The organism is Flavobacterium sp. (genome assembly GCF_030146175.1).
Lineage (GTDB): Bacteria > Bacteroidota > Bacteroidia > Flavobacteriales > Flavobacteriaceae > Flavobacterium.
The window spans coordinates 1-19,384 of sequence record NZ_JASLCE010000023.1 but is presented as its reverse complement, the minus strand read 5'-3'; the positions used below and the strand labels follow the sequence as shown (position 1 = coordinate 19,384).

General features: G+C 38.8%; 22 protein-coding genes and 1 tRNA gene. 8 read left to right on the top strand and 15 right to left on the bottom strand.

The window, feature by feature from the left end; genetic code table 11:
- The coding region (locus Q1R07_RS02640) for an NAD(P)/FAD-dependent oxidoreductase (protein ID WP_300485730.1) at positions 1–356 on the bottom strand (356 nt) is incomplete at its 3' end.
- Positions 353–1,033 (bottom strand): glycerophosphodiester phosphodiesterase family protein, encoded by a 681-nt coding sequence (locus tag Q1R07_RS02635; RefSeq protein WP_300485728.1) that lies wholly within the window; start codon positions 1,031–1,033, stop codon positions 353–355. The genes Q1R07_RS02640 and Q1R07_RS02635, both read right to left, overlap by 4 nt.
- Positions 1,034–1,126: 93 nt before the next feature.
- Between Q1R07_RS02635 and Q1R07_RS02630 the strand changes: the two genes are divergently transcribed.
- Positions 1,127–1,564 (top strand): hypothetical protein, encoded by a 438-nt coding sequence (locus Q1R07_RS02630; RefSeq protein ID WP_300485726.1) that lies wholly within the window; start codon positions 1,127–1,129, stop codon positions 1,562–1,564.
- A gap of 147 nt (positions 1,565–1,711) precedes the next feature.
- Here the strand turns inward: Q1R07_RS02630 and Q1R07_RS02625 are convergent.
- Positions 1,712–1,792 (bottom strand) — tRNA-Leu (locus tag Q1R07_RS02625).
- 139 nt (positions 1,793–1,931) lie between these two features.
- Between Q1R07_RS02625 and Q1R07_RS02620 the strand changes: the two genes are divergently transcribed.
- From Q1R07_RS02620 to Q1R07_RS02610, 3 genes are all read left to right on the top strand, one after another.
- Positions 1,932–3,320 carry a dipeptidase gene (locus Q1R07_RS02620; RefSeq protein ID WP_300485724.1) on the top strand — a complete coding sequence of 463 codons (1,389 nt, stop codon included), beginning with the start codon at positions 1,932–1,934 and terminating at the stop codon, positions 3,318–3,320.
- Between the two features lie 20 nt (positions 3,321–3,340).
- Positions 3,341–3,889 (top strand): rRNA adenine N-6-methyltransferase family protein, encoded by a 549-nt coding sequence (locus tag Q1R07_RS02615; RefSeq protein ID WP_300485722.1) that lies wholly within the window; start codon positions 3,341–3,343, stop codon positions 3,887–3,889.
- A 124-nt stretch (positions 3,890–4,013) separates the two neighbouring features.
- Positions 4,014–5,114 (top strand): DUF4407 domain-containing protein, encoded by a 1,101-nt coding sequence (locus Q1R07_RS02610; RefSeq protein WP_300485720.1) that lies wholly within the window; start codon positions 4,014–4,016, stop codon positions 5,112–5,114.
- Positions 5,115–5,147: 33 nt separating this feature from the next.
- On the opposite strand, the gene Q1R07_RS02605 is transcribed toward Q1R07_RS02610, so the two are convergent.
- The 7 genes from Q1R07_RS02605 to ruvC form a co-directional block, all read right to left on the bottom strand.
- Positions 5,148–5,579 carry a beta-hydroxyacyl-ACP dehydratase gene (locus Q1R07_RS02605; RefSeq protein ID WP_300485718.1) on the bottom strand — a complete coding sequence of 144 codons (432 nt, stop codon included), beginning with the start codon at positions 5,577–5,579 and terminating at the stop codon, positions 5,148–5,150.
- Between the two features lie 12 nt (positions 5,580–5,591).
- Positions 5,592–6,308, bottom strand: a complete 717-nt coding sequence (locus Q1R07_RS02600) for a PH domain-containing protein (RefSeq protein ID WP_300485716.1) — start codon at positions 6,306–6,308, stop codon at positions 5,592–5,594.
- Positions 6,309–6,389: 81 nt separating this feature from the next.
- Positions 6,390–6,761 (bottom strand): MmcQ/YjbR family DNA-binding protein, encoded by a 372-nt coding sequence (locus Q1R07_RS02595; protein ID WP_136402089.1) that lies wholly within the window; start codon positions 6,759–6,761, stop codon positions 6,390–6,392.
- 1 nt (position 6,762) lies between these two features.
- Positions 6,763–7,125, bottom strand: a complete 363-nt coding sequence (locus tag Q1R07_RS02590; protein ID WP_300485713.1) for a DUF4260 domain-containing protein — start codon at positions 7,123–7,125, stop codon at positions 6,763–6,765.
- Positions 7,122–7,889, bottom strand: coding sequence for a cyclase family protein (locus Q1R07_RS02585; RefSeq protein ID WP_300485731.1), 768 nt, complete (start codon positions 7,887–7,889; stop codon positions 7,122–7,124). The genes Q1R07_RS02590 and Q1R07_RS02585 overlap by 4 nt, the downstream gene beginning before the upstream one ends.
- Before the next feature lie 87 nt (positions 7,890–7,976).
- Positions 7,977–9,104, bottom strand: coding sequence for a radical SAM family heme chaperone HemW (gene hemW, locus Q1R07_RS02580; RefSeq protein ID WP_300485712.1), 1,128 nt, complete (start codon positions 9,102–9,104; stop codon positions 7,977–7,979).
- An 8-nt stretch (positions 9,105–9,112) separates the two neighbouring features.
- Complete coding sequence (gene ruvC / locus Q1R07_RS02575) at positions 9,113–9,667, bottom strand: crossover junction endodeoxyribonuclease RuvC (protein ID WP_300485711.1); 555 nt, start codon at positions 9,665–9,667, stop codon at positions 9,113–9,115.
- A gap of 23 nt (positions 9,668–9,690) precedes the next feature.
- On the opposite strand from ruvC, the gene Q1R07_RS02570 reads away from it, so the two are divergent.
- Both Q1R07_RS02570 and Q1R07_RS02565 read left to right on the top strand, forming a co-directional pair.
- Positions 9,691–10,635 (top strand): lysylphosphatidylglycerol synthase domain-containing protein, encoded by a 945-nt coding sequence (locus Q1R07_RS02570; protein ID WP_300485710.1) that lies wholly within the window; start codon positions 9,691–9,693, stop codon positions 10,633–10,635.
- Positions 10,623–11,765, top strand: coding sequence for a glycosyltransferase (locus tag Q1R07_RS02565; protein WP_300485708.1), 1,143 nt, complete (start codon positions 10,623–10,625; stop codon positions 11,763–11,765). The genes Q1R07_RS02570 and Q1R07_RS02565 overlap by 13 nt, the downstream gene beginning before the upstream one ends.
- On the opposite strand, the gene Q1R07_RS02560 is transcribed toward Q1R07_RS02565, so the two are convergent.
- A complete protein-coding gene (locus tag Q1R07_RS02560; protein ID WP_300485706.1) occupies positions 11,743–12,225 on the bottom strand; it encodes a hypothetical protein in 483 nt (160 codons plus the stop codon). The two genes, Q1R07_RS02565 and Q1R07_RS02560, sit on opposite strands and share 23 nt — an antisense overlap.
- Before the next feature lie 93 nt (positions 12,226–12,318).
- Here Q1R07_RS02560 and Q1R07_RS02555 point away from each other — a divergent pair, with 93 nt between their 5' ends.
- Positions 12,319–12,819 carry a DUF456 domain-containing protein gene (locus tag Q1R07_RS02555; protein ID WP_300485704.1) on the top strand — a complete coding sequence of 167 codons (501 nt, stop codon included), beginning with the start codon at positions 12,319–12,321 and terminating at the stop codon, positions 12,817–12,819.
- Between the two features lie 24 nt (positions 12,820–12,843).
- Here Q1R07_RS02555 and Q1R07_RS02550 read toward each other — a convergent pair whose 3' ends face one another.
- From Q1R07_RS02550 to Q1R07_RS02535, 4 genes are all read right to left on the bottom strand, one after another.
- Complete coding sequence (locus Q1R07_RS02550; RefSeq protein WP_300485702.1) at positions 12,844–14,286, bottom strand: T9SS type A sorting domain-containing protein; 1,443 nt, start codon at positions 14,284–14,286, stop codon at positions 12,844–12,846.
- A 121-nt stretch (positions 14,287–14,407) separates the two neighbouring features.
- Complete coding sequence (locus Q1R07_RS02545) at positions 14,408–15,871, bottom strand: tetratricopeptide repeat protein (RefSeq protein ID WP_300485700.1); 1,464 nt, start codon at positions 15,869–15,871, stop codon at positions 14,408–14,410.
- A gap of 10 nt (positions 15,872–15,881) precedes the next feature.
- A complete protein-coding gene (locus Q1R07_RS02540; RefSeq protein WP_300485698.1) occupies positions 15,882–17,351 on the bottom strand; it encodes a tetratricopeptide repeat protein in 1,470 nt (489 codons plus the stop codon).
- Between the two features lie 413 nt (positions 17,352–17,764).
- Complete coding sequence (locus Q1R07_RS02535) at positions 17,765–17,953, bottom strand: hypothetical protein (protein WP_300485696.1); 189 nt, start codon at positions 17,951–17,953, stop codon at positions 17,765–17,767.
- A gap of 591 nt (positions 17,954–18,544) precedes the next feature.
- Between Q1R07_RS02535 and Q1R07_RS02530 the strand changes: the two genes are divergently transcribed.
- On the top strand, positions 18,545–19,261 hold the full coding sequence (locus tag Q1R07_RS02530) for a LexA family transcriptional regulator (protein ID WP_300485694.1): 717 nt from the start codon (positions 18,545–18,547) through the stop codon (positions 19,259–19,261).
- The last annotated feature ends 123 nt before the right edge of the window (positions 19,262–19,384 follow it).

Here is a 19,384-nt window from a genome sequence, read left to right as displayed (position 1 = left end):
TCGATTATGGTTTGCGAACTATCGGTTACCGGAAACATTCTTCCATCGTCTTCGATTTTCAGTTCCACCCCATGGCGTTCAAACCACTCGATCGTATCGCCCGAACAGAACTGGTGAAAAGGCCCTTTTAGTTCTTTTTCTCCTCTAGGATAAAATTTAACCAGTTCATTCGGAATAAAGCAGGCATGCGTTACGTTACAACGCCCGCCACCGGAAACGCGAACTTTGGAAAGCACGTCTTTACCACGTTCAAGAATGGCAATTTTTAGTTTCGAATTGTTTTCGGCAATGTTGATAGCCGTAAAAAATCCGGCCGCACCACCACCTATAATGATAACATCGTAGTTTGCATTCATAATCTATTCGGATAATCGGAAATAACACCGTTAACACCCAATGCTTTTACGCGTCGGATATCATCTTCTTCATTAACAGTCCAGGTAAAAATCGCATATCCTTTTGCTTGCGCTTCCTTACAGTTGTCTTCGGTTAGCAATGAAAAATGCGGATGAATCGCCTGGGCCGACAATTGTTCTGCCCAATGAATCGCTTGTTCTACACTGGCCTGCGTGAGTATTCCAATTGGAATTTCAGGGTTTATTTTTTTTATTCTTTTTAATTCTTCTTTCTGGAAACTGGAAACTACAAAATCCTTATAGCGCCAACCTTTTTCGGTCACATAGTGTTGTATTAATTCGGCGACAGGTTCGGCTGTTCCATGTCCTTTTAATTCTACATTAACCCAACATTTTCCAGCTACTAAATCCAATACTTCTTCCAACAAAGGAATCGCGTACAATGCTTCAACCTTTAGCTTTTTCAATTCCGAAAGGGATAGCTGATGTACTTCTCCGAAACCGTTTGTTGTTCGGTCGACCGTAAAATCATGGATCACGACAATTTCGCCGGTGGCACAAATATGCACATCCAATTCGATCGCATTGGCACCCAAATCCAGTGCTTTGCTAAACGATTCCAACGTGTTTTCTGCCAGAAAACCTTTAGCACCTCTATGCCCTATTTTATGAATCATATCCGGTTCCGATTAGATTTAATCCTGCAAAGATATAATAGAATTGCCTTTTAACCCGTTACTTTTATAGTATGAACCTTTGATTTTGATTTTATGAGAACGATTGTCCTATTTCTTTTTACCTTATTATTTACGATGTGCAGCACTTCTAATGTACAATATCGCGACGATTTCCGTTCGGTTTCCGAGAGTCAGAAAAAGCAATTCCTGTCTGATATGAATGCCAATGGTGAAAATTTTTCGGTTCTTATTCTGACAAAAGGCTTTAAAGGTGAGCTGGTGACCATCTCAAACGAAAAGAAAACCCTTTATAAAGGTACCACGATCACCAATCTGGGAAATGGAATTGCACATTCGCTGCGAATCGACAATACATTCGCTACTACAATTACCGATAAAATGAGCAATAAAGAAGTGATTATCGAGCCTAAAAAAGCAAAGCAATACAAATTTATTTATGTGATGAAAGACAATGCCGAAACCAAAAATCCGTATAAAATTACCTACAGTAATACGTTACGACCGATGTAAAGGATTACAGCTATTTATCACAGCTCGAAACAGAGTCGAATAAAAAGCAACGTAAAAATGTCTAACGCACACATTTTCAACAGACATAACCTATCAAGGTCTAGTTTTTTTGCATAAAAAAAGCCTCTGATTTCTCAGAGGCTTTTGTGCGGGTGATAGGACTCGAACCTACACACCGAAGGCACCAGATCCTAAGTCTGGCGTGTCTACCAATTTCACCACACCCGCAGGACAACTTCGTAAAGCGTAATTGCTTTGTTATTGTGGGTGCAAATATACGCATTACTTCTTACCATCCAAGAAAAAAATGAAAAAAATTTTGATAGTTTTTTTTGTACATTTGGCTTTCATCATATTAGCATTATAAATGGATACTATTAAACAATACGTTCAGGAAAATAAAGAACGTTTTATAAACGAATTAGTTGACTTATTAAAAATTCCTTCCGTAAGTGCCGACAGTGCTTACTCCCAAGATGTTATCGATACTGCCAATGCCGTTAAAGCAAGTCTGGAAAAAGCCGGATGCGATTTTGTAGAGCTTTGCGAAACGCCGGGCTACCCTATTGTATACGGTGAAAAAATCATCGATCCGAAATTACCTACCGTTTTAGTATACGGTCATTATGACGTACAACCAGCCGATCCGATCGAATTATGGACTTCTCCTCCGTTCGAACCGGTGATCAAAACAACTGAATTACATCCCGACGGTGCTATTTTTGCTCGCGGTGCCTGCGACGATAAAGGTCAGATGTACATGCACGTAAAAGCATTGGAGTATATGGTACAAACCAATACACTTCCGTGTAACGTTAAATTCATGATCGAAGGTGAAGAAGAAGTAGGTTCTGCCAGCTTAGGATGGTTTGTAGAACGCAACCAGGAAAAACTGGCCAACGACGTAATTCTGATTTCCGATACAGGTATGATTTCCAATACACAACCTTCCATCACAACCGGCCTTAGAGGTTTGAGTTATGTGGAAGTGGAAGTAACCGGACCAAACCGCGATTTACATTCCGGATTATACGGTGGAGCCGTAGCCAATCCTATCAATATATTAGCCAAAATGATTGCTTCTCTTCACGATGAAAACAATCATATTACCATTCCGGGATTCTATGATAAGGTACAGGAACTTTCGACCGAAGAAAGAGCCGAAATGGCAAAAGCACCTTTTTCATTGGATAATTATAAAAAAGCTTTGGATATTGACGATGTTTACGGAGAAACCGGCTATGTAACCAACGAACGAAATTCCATCCGTCCAACATTGGATGTAAACGGAATCTGGGGCGGTTATACCGGCGAAGGCGCTAAAACCGTTATCGCCAGTAAGGCGCATGCCAAAATATCGATGCGTTTGGTTCCGAACCAGGATTGGAAAGAAATTACCGAATTATTCCAGAAGCATTTCGAAAGCATTGCTCCTAAATCCGTTAAAGTTGTTGTAAAACCACACCACGGCGGACAAGGTTATGTAACACCGATCGACAGTATTGGTTATCAGGCGGCAGCCAAAGCGTATAACGATACGTTTGGCGTACAACCGATTCCAGTACGTTCCGGCGGAAGTATTCCAATTGTAGCTTTATTCGAAAAAGAATTGAAAAGTAAAACAATTTTAATGGGATTCGGATTGGATAGCGATGCCATCCATTCGCCAAACGAGCATTTCGGTGTATTTAATTACCTGAAAGGAATCGAAACCATTCCATTGTTCTACAAATATTTCACCGAACTGAGTAAATAGAACATTTACAACATATTACTTTGGACAAAAAATTTATATCCGAAGTCCTGAAATCAGGAGGAACTATTGGTGCTTTGTCACCGAGTTCCTCCTTTTTGGCTAAAAAAATGCTACGACCGATCCGATTTAAAACCGCGCGTTGTATCGTAGAGTATGGTCCGGGCACCGGTATTTTCACCTTAAAACTATTGGAAAAACTACATCCGGAAGGAAAATTACTCGTTTTTGAAGTCAACAAAGAGTTTTCCGAAGCTTTAAAACAAATCAACGATCCCCGTCTGATTGTGATCAACGACAGTGCCGAAAAAATCGAATCCTATTTACGTCACTACCATTGTTCGCGTGCCGATTTTATCGTATCATCACTCCCACTTACCGTATTACCGGAAAATATGGTCCATAATATATTGATCAACTCTAAATATTGCCTTTCGGAAACCGGTGCATTTATACAGTTTCAATATTCGCTAAAATTGCATTCAAAGCTAAAATCTGTTTTCTCAAAAGTAAAAACCCGCTTTACTTTTTTCAACATTCCACCTGCATTTGTGTTTATCTGCCGTAAATAATCGGTAGTCTTTTCGGCTCTTTACAACGTCACTTTCACCTTTAATCCAAAATATATCAAGCTTTTACACTATTATATCTTTTTTGGCGTTAAATTTGCATCATCATCAATCAAAATCATCAATCATGTTAAAACGTTTTTTTATGCTGTGCTCCGGCGCAGACAAAAACCTCCTCGACTCCTGCAGTAACGGGGAACAAAACAAATACGCCGGGATCGGAGCTACCGTATTTTTTACTGCCGTTATGGCTTTTATCGCAAGTGCCTACGCGCTATATACCGTTTTTGACAATGTGTATACGGCTGTTTTCTTCGGTATTGTCTGGGGTTTACTTATTTTTAATCTGGATCGTTTTATCGTTTCTACCATTCGGAAACGCGATCGCTTCTGGAGCGAGTTCCTACAGGCAACGCCACGGATTATTCTGGCAATGATCATTGCTATTGTTATCTCCAAACCACTTGAGATTAAAATATTCGAAAAGGAAATCAATACCGTGTTGCTTAAAGAGAAAAATGCCATGGCATTGGCTAACAAAAAGGAGATTTCCAATTATTTTCAAACGGATTTAGCCAAAAACAAGGCAGAAATTGACGGTCTGAAAGCGGATATTCTTAAAAAAGAAAAAGAGGTTAACGATCTTTATTCAACCTATATCACCGAAGCCGAAGGAACCAAAGGAACCTTAAAACTGGGTAAAGGTCCGGTTTACAAAGAAAAACGCGATAAACACGATGCGGCTTTAAAAGAATTGGATACGTTGCGGAAAGTAAATCTGGCCAAGATCACCGAAAAAGAGGCCAAAGCAAAGACTTTACAGGCCGATTTGGATAAAAAAGTGAGCGATACCCAACCGGTAATCGATGGTTTCGACGGTTTGATGGCGCGTATCAATGCACTGAACAAACTACCAAGTCTGCCTTCGATTTTTATTATGCTGTTGTTTCTGGCTATCGAAACGTCACCCATTATTGCGAAGTTATTGGCCGCCAAAAGCGAATACGATTTTAAACTGGAAGATTCCGAAATGGCGCTTAAAACGCTATTGGAACAAAACAATTACCAACGGGAATTGCAACGCACTACCGATGCCGGTATTTATGACGATGTGTATGCTGAAATACGACAGGATCGCGAACTCTACGAATACAAAAAGAAAAAGGCTATCGAATTGCTGGAAATGCAGGCCGACAATTTTTCGGAAAAACAGAAAAAAGCACTCTAATAAAAAGCTCCGTTAATAACGGAGCTTTTTATTTTATTGAGCCGAATCAATCCGAATGGACATCCAGGAGGCTTCTACTACTTTGGCATCGCCCACATAAGCGATTCCGGATTGCTTGATGATTTTTTCGCTCATCCGTTGTATCGCAATTTCGTATCGCACCTGTTCATCATAGGTTACACCTTTAAAGAACTGGGCACTTTCGATCTGTGCGAGGGCAAAAACGCCTTTTGAAACACCTAATAACCGTACGCCGGCGCCTCCGCATTGTGCCATCGATTCGATAAGTATCGTTCCCGGTACAAACTCGATTTCGGGAAAACTACCTTTTATAAATACATCCGTATCTTTTTTAAAAGTATATACGCCAATGATTTCTTTTTCGCTTACCGAAAGAATTTCATCTACAAACAGAAACGGAGCCCGATGTGGAATCAGTGCTTCTACGTCTTTACCTTTTTCCATACTATATCATTTTTACATATAGGTTAAAATCTCTTTTTTCAACGTATCATATTCTCCCTGAAGAATCAGTCCGTTGTCCAATAGTTTTTTATAATTCTGAAGTTTTTCAAAAAGCTCCTCTTTGGTCAGCTCGCTTAATTTTTTATCACCCGATGCCGTTTGTGCCGGTGCTGGCGTTTCGACAACCGGTTCCTGATAACTAACCGGAGTAGCCGGCATTATTTCGGCGAAACTGGTTACTTCTTCAGCTTCCACTTCTTCCACTTCTTCTACAAATGGTTCCGCAACCGGTGTTGGTTCCACCACTGGCGCCGCTTGTACCGGATTTACCGGTTCTTTTAAGGCGTCCATTTGTTCTTTTGCAAACGTGTATAATTTTCGCGCCTGTGTTTTTGGAATATAATCAATGGAGATCGTCAGGTCACTTTTGGTCGAAAAGGAGAATTCGGAACCCAAAATATTTTCTTTTACAAATGCTCCGGCGATATCATCCCAATTATAATCTACAAAATCCATCGATAGTCCCAGGTTTTTCGGACGACACATAATGATGCGTTTGTTCGTCAGTACAATACTGTCCGGAAATACGGTGATCGCCGGTTTTTTTTGTACGCCGATATAGCCTACCTCTTCATTTCGCATCAACAAATCCTGTAATTTGGATGTAATTTTCTCAATGGCTTTCGGATCCTGGTCTTCGTTTAAAAACTTTTTAATTTGATCTTTCATATTGTTATCCTTTCAGCGTAATGCTGTTTTATTTGGTTTCATTTTTCGGAATACAAAATTGCAAAGTCCTTTTGAATTTTTCTAATTTTCGGACTGATTAATTTCACTTTGTATTTTCTTTGTCAGACTGTTAAAGATCAGATCATACGAATGCGCGATCAGTTCTCTGACAAATTTATCCGGTAATTCGCCGTTTACCGTAACGGTATTCCAATGTATTTTACTCATATGATATCCCGGTTTGATATCGTCATATTGTCCCCGCAATTCTTGTGCCCTTTCCGGATCACATTTTAAATTTATCGACGGACTTCCATTTTCCCATTCTTTTAACGATGAAAGCGCAAACATTTTTCCGCCTACTTTAAACACCAGCGTATCCTCATCGAAAGGAAAATGTTCGGTTACCCCTTTTTTAGACAAACAATACTCATAATACGCCTGTATATCCATTTTATTGTGTTTTATGTTTTCCTATTATTCCCAAATGTGTTTTCGAAAAGCCTTCGATATACTTTAAACCATAGCCAAAAACCCGATCCATACTGGAATGACAAAACAAAATGATTCCGGCCAGTTCCAGATTTTTATTTACAGTATAAACTCCTATAAAATAGACTATAATAGCTACCGCCTTATGATGTGCGAAATTATAACTCCAGGCACCTATTTTATTCCCAAACAGATACCCCAACATGGATAAATCGGGAACCAATAGCAGTAATGGGAACCACCACCAGGCGAAATCCAGTTGCAAAAACAGCAGTAATCCCGCCAAAAACTGAGCCAGTTCTTCGAGTTGTACTAGTTTTTTCATTGTATTTTATACAGTATTGGTTTACTTGGCGATGCATCGTTCTCAAAAGAGGCGATTTGTATATTTAGCAGGTAACTTCCATCAGCAATAGTATCCGTTACAAAGATCATTTCCGTAATCGTCGCATTTGTTCGGGCATCCGCATTCAGTGTAGCAACATCTGTCACATTCCAGAACGCTTTATGTGCCAATAGTTTCCCTTCGTCATGTTCTTTGTCGACACTTGGCAAATCGATCAATAAATGTTCGATTCCTATTTCGCGGATAAAAGTCGCGGCTGCTTCGTCCAGATAAGGTGGATTGGTATTCGAATAGTTTTGGGATTTTTTTTCGGTAGCATTCGGAAGTGTACGGATTACGATCGCTTCCGGCTTTTTATCCGCCAATGCCGTCACAATTTGCGCTTTTGTAATTACCCGATCCTCTCCTTGTTGTTCCGGTTGTATGGAAACCAATTCGGCGATAAAGAAAAATTGTTGCAACAATTGATTAATACTGTAAAAATCGCGGGTAATATGCCCCAAACATTCGGTATGCGTACCATGTCCGTGCGGATTAAAAAAGATATTGTTGAAATTGGTCGATGATTTTCCTTCGCTAACTTTTCCGATCCAATCGCCGAAACGTACCGGCTCGATTATCGGTTTTTCGATATACCAGGCAATCGGGTTCTGATCCGTATTGGTTAATGGTATTGAAATGTCGATAGGTTGTGCTAAATTGACTTCAAAATCCCGATTTTTATGATGGATGATGGCTTTCATGGTTCTGATTAAGGTCATTTATATCTTCAAATATAAACCTTTTCCCTCAGGATTTGACTTCCGGACAATCCTTTTTAAGCGGTATTTTTAATCCACAAAAAACAGATCACTCGCGATACCGTCACTAAAGAATTTTCCTTCACGGGTTGTTCGCAGTATGTTGTTTTTCAGTTCCAGTTTTCCACTATCCTGATATTGCTGTGCTTCCTGTAAAAGATAGTCTTTATAAACCGGGCCAAATTCGGCTTCAATACGGTCAATCGATACACCCCAGATAGTTCGCAATCCGGTCATCACATATTCGTTATACCTGTCGGTTGGTGTTAATTCTTCGATTTCCAACGGCAGTTTGTCTTCTGCGATGGTTTTGATATATACCGTATTGTTCGCAATATTCCAACTACGATGGACACCATCATAACTATGTGCCGAAGGACCAATTCCCAGGTATTTTTTTCCCAACCAGTAGGCCGAATTATTTCGCGAAAAGTAGTTTTCCTTTCCAAAATTGGACAATTCGTAGTGTACAAATCCGCTTGCTTCCAACTGATCAACCAACAATAAAAACTGCTCGTGTGCTACGGCATCGTCCGGTTGTGGCACAATGCCTTTTTTGATAAATTGTTGTAAAGCGGTTTTGGGTTCGACGGTTAAGGCATAACTCGAAATATGCGGAATCCCCAAATCCAACGCCTGTTGAATATTTTCAAGCCAACGCTGATTGTCCATTCCCGGTGTTCCGTAAATCAGATCTATTGAAATATTATCGAAATACTGTGTCGCAATTTGAAGGCATTTCAAAGCTTCGGTTGCATTATGCGCCCGGTTCATCAATTTCAGATCCTGTTCAAAAAACGATTGGATTCCGATACTTAACCGGTTGATTCCGTTTTCCGACAAAGCGATAATCCGTTCTTCCGATAAGTCGTCGGGATTGGCCTCTACCGTAATCTCCGGGTTGTCTGCCACGGTAAAAAGTTTGTAGATCGTATCGATTACTAAGCGGATATCGGTTATTGGCAAAATACTTGGCGTTCCTCCGCCAAAGTAAATCGTTTCCACCGGTTCATTACCCAATTCGTTTTGTCGCAGTTGCAGTTCGCGAACCAATGCCGCGATCATTTCGTCCTTTTTCTTTAAAGAAGTCGAAAAATGAAAATCGCAGTAGTGACACGCCTGCTTACAAAACGGTATGTGAATATAAATTCCTGCCAAAACGAATGTTATTTTTTTACCCGATCTTCATTTTGTTTTACAAAAGCATCCCAACCGGAATAACTTTTACCAACGGTCACTTTTCCGGAGTTAAAAAAATGACAAACTGCAGCCGCCAAACCATCGGTACTATCCAGATTTTTTGGTAATTCTTTTAATCCCAACAGTTGTTGTAGCATTTTAGCCACCTGTTCCTTACTCGCATTTCCATTTCCGGTTATGGCCATTTTGATTTTTTTCGGTTCGTATTCCGTGATCGGAATCTGACGGGATAAACCAGCTGCCATCGCCACACCCTGTGCTCGTCCGAGTTTTAACATCGATTGGACGTTTTTTCCAAAAAACGGTGCTTCGATCGCGATTTCGTCCGGATGATAGGTTTCGATCAGCTCGATGGTACGCTCAAAAATGATTCGTAGTTTGGTATAATGATCATCGTATTTGGATAATTGCAATTCGTTTAATTGCAGAAATTCCATTTTTTTATTGATAACCTTTATCAAACCGAATCCCATGATCGTGGTTCCGGGATCAATTCCTAATATGATGCGTTCGTTTGCCAATTTTAATTTGTTATTTTGCAGCGATGATTTCTGTATCCCACAAAGCTAAACAATTCCTCGTTCTTGTAGTCAAACTTTTGATTGTAGGCGCCGCTTTTTATTTTATTTACAAACAATTGCTGCAAAATGACCAACTCGACTGGGATAAATTCATCACTTTAATAAAAAGTAAACAGTCTTTTGGCAGTATTGCCCTTATCCTCTTGCTTACGTTTTTAAATCGTTTTCTGGAGATTTTAAAGTGGCAAAATCTGGTTTCCGTAATCCGTCCGGTTTCCGTTGGTGAAGCCTCAAAACAGGTTTTAGGCGCGTTAACAGCTGCTATTTTTACACCAAACGGTATCGGAGAATATGCCGGAAAAGCGTTATTTTTTGAAAAATCGCAGACTAAAAAAATTGTATTTCTGAATCTGATCTGTAATGGAATTCAGATGGTTTTAACCGTGATTTTCGGGCTTTTCGGATTGCTTTATTTTAATGCTTCTTTTCAGGTAATCACGACGCAAACCGTGTTGATACTGTTCGGTTCGCTACTGGTCTTATTCCTGGTTCTTTTTCTGGCAAAACGCATTACCATCAAAGGCTATTCTATTGAAAAACTGATCCATAAAATAAACGAAATTCCAAAATCCGTACATCGAAAAAATGTAGTACTGGCCATTGGTCGTTATCTCGTTTTTTCGCACCAATATTATATTCTATTCCTTATATTCGACGTTAATCTGCCGTATGCTTTACTAATGGCGACCATAACCAGTGTATATTTTCTGGCGTCATCGCTTCCTACGTTTCAGTTTCTGGATTTTGCGGTAAAAGGTAGTGTGGCGTTGTATTTTTTTGGTTTATTGGATGTGAACGAATGGATTGTCGTTTTTATTAGTACCTTGATGTGGTTTTTAAACGTGGTACTTCCGGTTGTAATCGGTAGTTATTTTGTTTTAAATTTTAAATCCCAATGGAAATCCTAATCCTCCTTTTTTGCCTGATTTTTATCGATTATGCGCTTTTTATCGGCTTACTCATCTACGGGTCTTCAAAAGTAAAATCCTTTGATGGTAGCTCTAAAACAGCACAAACTTCTTTTTCGATTGTGGTTCCTTTCCGGAATGAGGCTACGAATTTACCGGACTTATTAGCGTCATTTGTCACATTGGATTATCCGAAAGAATTGTTTGAAATTATTTTTGTGGACGATGCATCTGAAGACGAATCCGTTCGCCTGATCAATAACTGGCGAATGGAACACACCGCTTTTCATGTGACAATATTGGACAATGTCCGTACTACAAATGCACCGAAAAAAGATGCCATTACCCGTGCGGTTTCCATTTCAAAAAAAGATTGGATTGTAACTACCGATGCGGATTGCTGCGTTCCTTCGCAATGGTTGTCTACCTTGGACAGCTGTGTTCAACAACAAAACCCCGAAATGATCGCCGGAGCGGTTAATCTGCGAAAAGATCCCGGATTATTGTCCCATTTCCAACAAATGGACTTGTTGAGTTTACAAGGCGCTACTTTGGGCAGTTTCGGGCTTAACGAGGCCTTTATGTGTAATGGTGCCCATCTGGCTTACGATCGTCGTTTGTTTTCCGAACTCGATGGTTTTAAAGGAAATACGAATATTGCCAGTGGCGATGATGTTTTTTTATTACAAAAAGCCATCGCACACGATCCGGAACGGGTGTTTTATCTGAAAACCAAAGCCGCCATCGTGCAAACCAAACCGTTAAAAAGCTGGAAAGCGGTTTTCCTACAACATGTACGTTGGGCTTCAAAATCCGGAGCTTATCAATCGGATTTTTCGAAAGGACTGGCTATTATCGTATTCCTAGCCAATTGCTGCCTGTTGGCGGTAGTTGCACTGGCCATTACGGAGCAAATAAGCTGGTTATTTCCGCTGGCTTTTACACTTCTAAAATTTACTATTGACTGGATATTGATGTGGCAAACGAATCGTTTGCTTCGCATGAAAATGACTTCTGTATTGATCAGTAGTATTATCTATCCGTTTTTTTCGGTTGCTGTTGCCTTATTTTCCCTTAGTGGTTCCTATTCGTGGAAAGGGAGACGGTTTACTTCTCTACGTTCAAAATAACCGGAAGTATAAATTGTGTTTTTACCGGAATACCTCTTTTTATCGCCGGATTGATCTTTGGAAAATCGATCAGACGGCTGTGTAGAATACTGTCTATCTTTACTTTATCGTAGGCCACACTGTCTTTTGGAAACTGCGGTTCAAATTTGATTGTCGCATCCGGAAATACGGTTACTTTTACCGCAATGGTATCGATTTCGGGGTATAAAACCGCCAGTGTATCGATATTGAGTTTTTCCTGAATGGTCTGCGTGAGGTATTCAAAAAAACATTGGCGCCGCTGGGTTTCATCGGAAATCGCTTCACAGGCATCGATGGTTGGGAAAGCATCTACTTTTTTCCAGTCGATCTTTTTGAGTTCTTTTTGTAGCAAATCGTCTTCCGATTGTACTTTTTTATCAGCAAACTGACAGGAAGTGATCGCAACTAATATAAAGAATAAGAGCCCGTATTTTTTCATTTTTTTGTTTCTTAAAACCGGTTTATAAATCCCGTTGTTCTTTCTTACAATGATAAATCGTAACTTTAAGTCGTCAAAAGTACTAAAAAAATTATGGAATACTTCTTACTAATAACGGGTTTCATCTGTATGCTGGTTGGGATACTCGGTAGTTTTCTTCCTGTTTTACCCGGACCACCGATTAGTTGGGTCGGATTGTTATTACTTTACTTCACCAAAGGCATCCCGTTTAGCTATTGGATTTTGGGAATAACACTATTTGTAGCTATTGCTGTCGCTATACTGGATTATGTCATTCCCGCCAAAGGAACCAAAAAATTTGGCGGTAGCCAATATGGTGTTTGGGGAACCAATATCGGGTTGGTCGTTGGACTTATTGCGCCAGTTCCGCTGGGTTTTATTATCGGGCCATTTGTAGGCGCGTTGGTGGGCGAATTAATTTATGACAACAAAGACCACAAACGGGCGGTTAAAGCCGCTACCGGTTCTTTTATCGGTTTCCTGGCTTCCACTTTTATCAAGTTTGTGGTCTGCATGGTCTACCTTGGTCTTTTTCTGGCCAAAGTATGGGATTATCGCGATATCTGGTTTTAAATTTACTACTAAACCTGTCCGGTTTTAATATTTGGCTATTTTCTGCCTTAGCATTCCTTTGTCTGTATAAATTACAGCCGTATATACTCCCGTGGATAATTTTTCAACACTTATCGATTGTCCGGATTGTTGTTGTACAACCAATTTCCCCAAGCTATCGTATATTTCAATTTTGCCAACCATCGTTCCGTCCGGGATTTGTATGTTAATCGTATGTTGTGCCGGGTTTGGATATATGTTTACAGCCTGCATCTTCGGATTAGCAACCGACAGCATATTGGTTTGGTTGATATATAATTTTGTCAGGGTTCCCAATGGCGAATTCTGACCGGTAATGACCAAATCCATATCGTTGTCGTTATCTACATCTGCAAAAGCCAGCGCACTGTTATTCATTCCGATAAAAGGCATATCCGTAGCCATTGTAAATTCGGCGTTTCCGTTATTAATATATAAATCGGCACGCGTATTGGGGTTTCTATATCCGGTGATCAATACATCTTTTAAACCGTCGTTATTTACATCGGCAAATTTCACATCGCCGTATTGCGCTCCGATAAAAGGAGTATTCGCTTTTAATGTAAAATTCCCGCTTCCGTCGTTTAGGTATAATTTTCCAACTTTTGCATATAACGGATCTGCGCCCATCATCATCAGATCGACATCTCCGTCATTATCGACATCTTCAAAAACTGCTCCTCCGGTAAAAATCGGTTCAATTCCCGGGTTATTTACTTTGGTAAAAACGCCCAATCCGTTGTTTTTATATAAAGCCATTTTGATCTGACTATCCGCTCCGTCCATTCCGGTTAGCAACAAATCAGGATCGCCATCGTTATCGATATCCGCCATTGCGATAGACGAATACATCAGATTCATTTTGGCAGGTATATTGGCATTGGCTACTGTAAAATTACCATTGCCATCGTTAACATACAGATTAGTAACCGCCACTCCCGCCCCTTGTCCGGCCATAATCAGATCCACATCACCGTCGTTATCAATATCCCGGAACAAGACGGCACTCTGACTTACGGCTTCCAAACCCGGATTTGCAATTTCGGAAAACAAACCGGCTCCGTTGTTTCGGTACAACTTTACTCTGGTTCCGTAGTTTCCGGCCGACGTTACCACTTCGGTTATTCCGGTAATCAGTAAATCCTGATCGCCATCCCCATCGATATCGGCGAAGGCCGTAGCACCTTCCCGGATGACCATTAAATCGGGATTGTTGGATACGGAAAAATTCCCCTGTCCGTCATTCAGATATAAATTGGAACGTAGTGCATAACCGCCATCGGCACCACTCAGCAGCAAATCTGCATTACCATCACCATTTACGTCGGCAAAAGCTACCGAACTATATTGGACGTTCATCAGACTTGGCATTTCCCGGATCACAAATTCCTGCGCCTGTAATGCGCCGAAGGTAAGCACCGGTAAATACAGCATGTATTTTTTTATCATATTTACACTTTATTACGATTTTATATAAAAATAAAAAACATAAAAGCATAAAAGCATAAAAATCAAAATAAAATACACTTTAAACATTTATAACAATTTTATCCTTCAACAATACTTTTTATTATATCATTTCAAACCAATGCCGCTCTTCTTCGCCTACAGCTTCTTTAATTTTTTTTCGGATCCGGTATATCCGTGCTTCCACAGACCGTACCGAGACGTCGGTAATAATCGCGATTTCCTTTGTAGAAAATCCTAATTTCCGCATGGCTCCTATTTTTAGTTCTTCTTCTTTTAAGGATGGTTTTAGCTCCAGCATCCGTTCGTAAAATGACAGGTGTATAATGGCAAACTGTATTAGAAACTGCGGGTCATTTTTAAGTCCTAACTGCACTACTTTTTCGATCGTTACATCATCGATATGCTTTGCTTTTTCTAAAAAGGCTTTTTTACGTTTCAATTGGTTTTCCGTATGTTTCATTGCCAATAGGCCTTCTTTCATTTTTTTATAATACCAAATCATTCGCGCAACTAAAAACAAAATAAAGAGCATTCCAAAACTCAGCGCTACTACAATTTCCGTCCTATTTTTTTTAAATTGTTGTTCCGTGTTTTCAACCACTAATTTCACCGGTAACTCCCGGACACTTATTTTGTTTTTTTCCAGATGATCACTTATTTTATGACTCTCCAAAAAGCACTGAATGGCTTTTTCTTCCTCTCCCGTTTTTTCATATAACAACGATAGCTTATGGTAAATAAGCGCCTGTACTTCTTTTTTTTTCAATTGTTTTGCCAAAATCAGCGCATCGTTATAATACGCAATAGCTTTTTCGTTATTTCCTTTAACCCCTTCAAGTTTTCCTTTATTTCGAAAGATCTTCAACTGCATTTCGGTGCCGTTTGTATGTCCAGCCAGATCTTCTGCTTTTTTAAGATACAGCTCAGCCAGGTCGTATTGTTCTTTCTCCATACAAATCATAGCCATTCCGGAAGCTGCCAATGAACGCTCCCTATTTTTGATGTATCCGGTTTTCATCATGCTAAAAACATTATCGCTATTTTCATAATAAACCAAAGCTGAATCCTGCTTTTCCATTCGTTCGTAATAATGTGCCATGTCACTAAAAACAGATCCTCTTTCATGGTATTGCTTATTTCGATCCTGGATATCTGCCGTAAACCTCATGGCTTTTTGCAGCATTTTATAAACCTGATATTCAACTCCCAACGACCGATAGCATTCTGCTTCCAACCGACAGGCTTCACACATTATTTCACTGTAATGCTGCTTCCCTGCAATTGCTTCACTTTTAGCGGCATATTCCAAAGCGGCATCGTATTGTCCCAACGACAACAAGCCTTTACCGGTTAGCAACAAACTATTAGCCATCCCTTCTTTATAACCAATATTTTTTGAATAATTATAGCAATCAAAACTTGCCGGCAATACTTTATCCGGTTCACTATTTGCCATCTTACTGATCTCTTCTATCATTTGATCAATTTGTGTTTTTGAATAACCCTGAGCATAAGCAGATCCTGAAATCATCATTATCATGTAGTATAAAAACACTTTTTTCATTTCTTTCATTTTAGAATTCCTGAAACCATTCATAAATATTTTTATCCCGTGGAATATCCAGTTTTTTTCGGATTCTGTATTTCTTTGATTCAACTGCCCGGATCGAGCTTTTGGTATAATCGGCCATTTGTGCTGTGGTATAATCCAGTCGCATCAAAGCACAAAACTTCATGTCAACCTCAATATCAAAATTATACAGCAGCAACCGATCGTAAAAATCCGGAAATTGTTTTTTAAACTCCATCAGAAAAACCGGACTTCCTTCTCTAACAAGTCGATCAAGCTCAATAGTGGTATTGGCTAACGGACTATTTTTCTTTTTTAACAGATCCAGATTACTTTCGCTTTTTTGCAATTGCTCCTCTATTGCTATTTTTTCTTTTTTTAATATTTTAAATTTCCTGTGATCGCGGAATAATTTTGAGCTACCAATAAGCATTATCAGCATACAGAAGAGTACTCCCAAAAAATAATGAAAGGAGCGTTCCTTTATTTCGTATTGTTTTTCTTCTTCAAAAAAACGCAGCGCCACACTGGCATCTTTTTTATACATTTGGTGCAGACTGTCACTATACAACATATATTGTTGCCTGTAATAGCGGCAGCTATCTTTGTTATTCAAATTCTGACAGACTTTAAACAGCTGATAATACAGTTCTTTTTTGCAGGTTATTTTACATTCCCGCTTTACGATTTGCAGGGCTTTTTGGAAATATTGTTTGGCTTTTTTTATATCATCGTTGGCATTACAAACAATACCCTGATTATAAAAATATTCTGCTTTTCCCATATCATTTTTCAGAAAATCGATATATGATGTCGCTTTTTTTAAATACTGTTGTGCTTTGGCCAACTGTCGTTGCCTTCTATATAACGATGCTATTTTTACCAATACCCAAAAGGTATATTGTGGTTTGAGCTGATCGGAGTCATCCATTTTTTGAAACAATTGCAGACTTTTCTGATAGTATTCTATTGCACGATGTTGCGTTTCCTCATTTTCGGCATAATTAGTCCCTATATCGGCATAAATTGCTCCTTTTAACCAGCAACTATGTTTGTTTTCCTGTAGTTTTATGACATAAGACAAAGCGTCATTCAGTGTTTTTTCAGCTTCTTCGTAAAAACCCATCCGAATCAGGCTTTTGGCTTTGATACGTTTTAATTTGACCATGTTAGTAACATCGGAAAAAGCATCACTTTTTTCGGCCTTTACAGCAAATAATAAGGCCTGAGCATCGCTCCCATTTCGAATATAAAGTTCACATATCCAAAATGTTCCTTTTACAATTCCTGGTTTATAGTTGATTTGTTCGGCATACGTAATTGCTTTTATTCCTTCGATTAATGCCTCCGGTGAAGCCATTGCATCCAAACGCAATGTTTTTTGAAACATATTGTCGAATTCCGCCTCTTTTGACTGACTATAAGCCAACGGCAAAAAACCAAGGAACCCTAAAAAGAAAAGGTAACACTTCATACAAAATCAGCTCTAAGTTGTTTTTATACCAGACTACAATAACTTTGGACTTATCGGAGTCATTTCGCGATCGGTTTGAGGGAAGAAATGTTCTTAAATGCAATTCCTTTATTTAGGAAATCCGGGGGGATAAACGGTCTATTGCATAGACTGTAGGTTTCATAGCTGTACAGCTATGTAGTCTGCAATATTATATAACACTTGATGATATTATTTAACAATTCAAAGGCAAAAATACACTTTTTAAAGACAATTGTTACATTTTAATATATTTATTTTGAATTTACACTTTAAAATCACAAAAAACATTTTGATATTTATAAAATTAAAACTGAGCAGCCACAACGTATCCGCACTATAAAAGCACCTTTTATTTTATAACATCAATCCTATCACAATGTTTTTTCACCTATTTAGCTTTCTTTCAACAACTTCGTAATAGCTTTACTAAGCATATTATACTCTTTTCTCAATTGATCAGCCGTTAAATTTTTTCTATCTCCTCTTAGACACTGTCGAATATAATACCCTGTAAATCCATATTTTTCTGAAAGTCTGTTAATTACCAGAACATTATATTTATTATACTTGCTTTTTTCCATAACTTTATATATTGATTTTTTTGCTTCAAACAATAAAGCCCGTATACGAACTTCATTCTAAATATAAAGCAATATTCTAAAAAAAGCAAGAATATCGTTTAAAACAATTCTTATATGAAACCAACAGAATACATTACAGAAATAACCTACTACCACAACCTTTCCATCCGTGTTTTAAAAAAAGATCCAAATGTCCAACAATTCCATTCAGACTACCATAAAACGTGTTAGCGATTTAAAAGACGACAAACCCTATTGAGTTCGTATCCAAGAACCCGGAATTCCAACCTTTTAAGCTACATAAAAAGGAAATTAACTTTATCGCTATTACTATAGTAGCCATTCTTTTGACGTAGAAAGTTTCAAAAAAGAAAACTTTTATTCCCGCCTTTTTTCACTTCAAATGACCATATGTTATATTCTTAAAAAAAGAAGTTATTCGTTGACCAGCAGCAAACTGTTTTATTTATTTTTTATAACTTTACATATTAACACCTTTGTTTCCTTAAAGGAAACTACTATTTTTAGCTTATTCAAAACAAAATAGCCCTCCTCCAAAACAAACCATTGCCTGAATTTAATCTTGTTTATATGAAGCCTATAGAACGTGTCAAAGAAATAATCCGGTATTACGGTCTTTCCATTAGTGGTTTTGAAAAGAAAATCCATATGTCAAACAATTCCATTCAGACTGCGATTAAACGAACCGCAAGCCTGAAAGACGATACACTAAACAACATTTTAAAAGCTTTTCCCGATATTTCACCCGAATGGCTCCTAATGGGCAATGGAAAAATGTTCCGAAAAGATAACTTATACAATAACTCCGATCCAAATGCTATCACAAACGAAAACAACAACAGCTATCCATTACCTCATAGCGACGCTAGTTTCGACAGCATATCACTCAAAAATGCAGCATTAATCCCATTGATTACCGAAACTGCTTTTACCAAAATCAAATACAAAGCTTTTATTGCTTCGGAACATATTCTTGAAAAATACCATGTTCCAACTTTTAAAGATGTCGATTTCTTAGTCAGCGTAAAAGGAAATGCCATGCTTCCCAAATACAATAGCGGCGATATGATCGCCTGCAAAAGAATTCCACTTGACAGCTTTCTACAATGGAATCATATTTATATCATAAGCACCACACAAGGCATATTAATTAAAAGAGTTTTGGAAGGAAAAGACGATGACCATATTTTGGCCGTTTCCGAAAATCCGGAATTCCTACCTTTTCAGTTACACAGGAAGGAAATTAATGCGATTGCTATCGCTGTAGGCGTTATTCATATCGAATAATCATTTCAAAGTAAACCCATATAAAATAAAAAAGCCTCTCGATATGAGAGGCTTTTTTTACTGGCGGTCTGGACGGGACTCGAACCCGCGACCCCATGCGTGACAGGCATGTATTCTAACCAA

What these genes read in the sequence shown, in the direction of transcription:
- Q1R07_RS02635 (WP_300485728.1), bottom strand. Translation starts at nt 1,033, where the DNA reads ATGATTCATAAAATAGGGCATAGAGGTGCTAAAGGTTTTCTGGCAGAA.
- Q1R07_RS02630 (WP_300485726.1), top strand. Translation starts at nt 1,127, where the DNA reads ATGAGAACGATTGTCCTATTTCTTTTTACCTTATTATTTACGATGTGC.
- Q1R07_RS02620 (WP_300485724.1), top strand. Translation starts at nt 1,932, where the DNA reads ATGGATACTATTAAACAATACGTTCAGGAAAATAAAGAACGTTTTATA.
- Q1R07_RS02610 (WP_300485720.1), top strand. Translation starts at nt 4,014, where the DNA reads ATGTTAAAACGTTTTTTTATGCTGTGCTCCGGCGCAGACAAAAACCTC.
- Q1R07_RS02605 (WP_300485718.1), bottom strand. Translation starts at nt 5,579, where the DNA reads ATGGAAAAAGGTAAAGACGTAGAAGCACTGATTCCACATCGGGCTCCG.
- Q1R07_RS02600 (WP_300485716.1), bottom strand. Translation starts at nt 6,308, where the DNA reads ATGAAAGATCAAATTAAAAAGTTTTTAAACGAAGACCAGGATCCGAAA.
- Q1R07_RS02595 (WP_136402089.1), bottom strand. Translation starts at nt 6,761, where the DNA reads ATGGATATACAGGCGTATTATGAGTATTGTTTGTCTAAAAAAGGGGTA.
- Q1R07_RS02590 (WP_300485713.1), bottom strand. Translation starts at nt 7,125, where the DNA reads ATGAAAAAACTAGTACAACTCGAAGAACTGGCTCAGTTTTTGGCGGGA.
- Q1R07_RS02585 (WP_300485731.1), bottom strand. Translation starts at nt 7,889, where the DNA reads ATGAAAGCCATCATCCATCATAAAAATCGGGATTTTGAAGTCAATTTA.
- Q1R07_RS02570 (WP_300485710.1), top strand. Translation starts at nt 9,691, where the DNA reads ATGATTTCTGTATCCCACAAAGCTAAACAATTCCTCGTTCTTGTAGTC.
- Q1R07_RS02565 (WP_300485708.1), top strand. Translation starts at nt 10,623, where the DNA reads ATGGAAATCCTAATCCTCCTTTTTTGCCTGATTTTTATCGATTATGCG.
- Q1R07_RS02560 (WP_300485706.1), bottom strand. Translation starts at nt 12,225, where the DNA reads ATGAAAAAATACGGGCTCTTATTCTTTATATTAGTTGCGATCACTTCC.
- Q1R07_RS02555 (WP_300485704.1), top strand. Translation starts at nt 12,319, where the DNA reads ATGGAATACTTCTTACTAATAACGGGTTTCATCTGTATGCTGGTTGGG.
- Q1R07_RS02550 (WP_300485702.1), bottom strand. Translation starts at nt 14,286, where the DNA reads ATGATAAAAAAATACATGCTGTATTTACCGGTGCTTACCTTCGGCGCA.
- Q1R07_RS02545 (WP_300485700.1), bottom strand. Translation starts at nt 15,871, where the DNA reads ATGAAAAAAGTGTTTTTATACTACATGATAATGATGATTTCAGGATCT.
- Q1R07_RS02540 (WP_300485698.1), bottom strand. Translation starts at nt 17,351, where the DNA reads ATGAAGTGTTACCTTTTCTTTTTAGGGTTCCTTGGTTTTTTGCCGTTG.
- Q1R07_RS02535 (WP_300485696.1), bottom strand. Translation starts at nt 17,953, where the DNA reads ATGGAAAAAAGCAAGTATAATAAATATAATGTTCTGGTAATTAACAGA.
- Q1R07_RS02530 (WP_300485694.1), top strand. Translation starts at nt 18,545, where the DNA reads ATGAAGCCTATAGAACGTGTCAAAGAAATAATCCGGTATTACGGTCTT.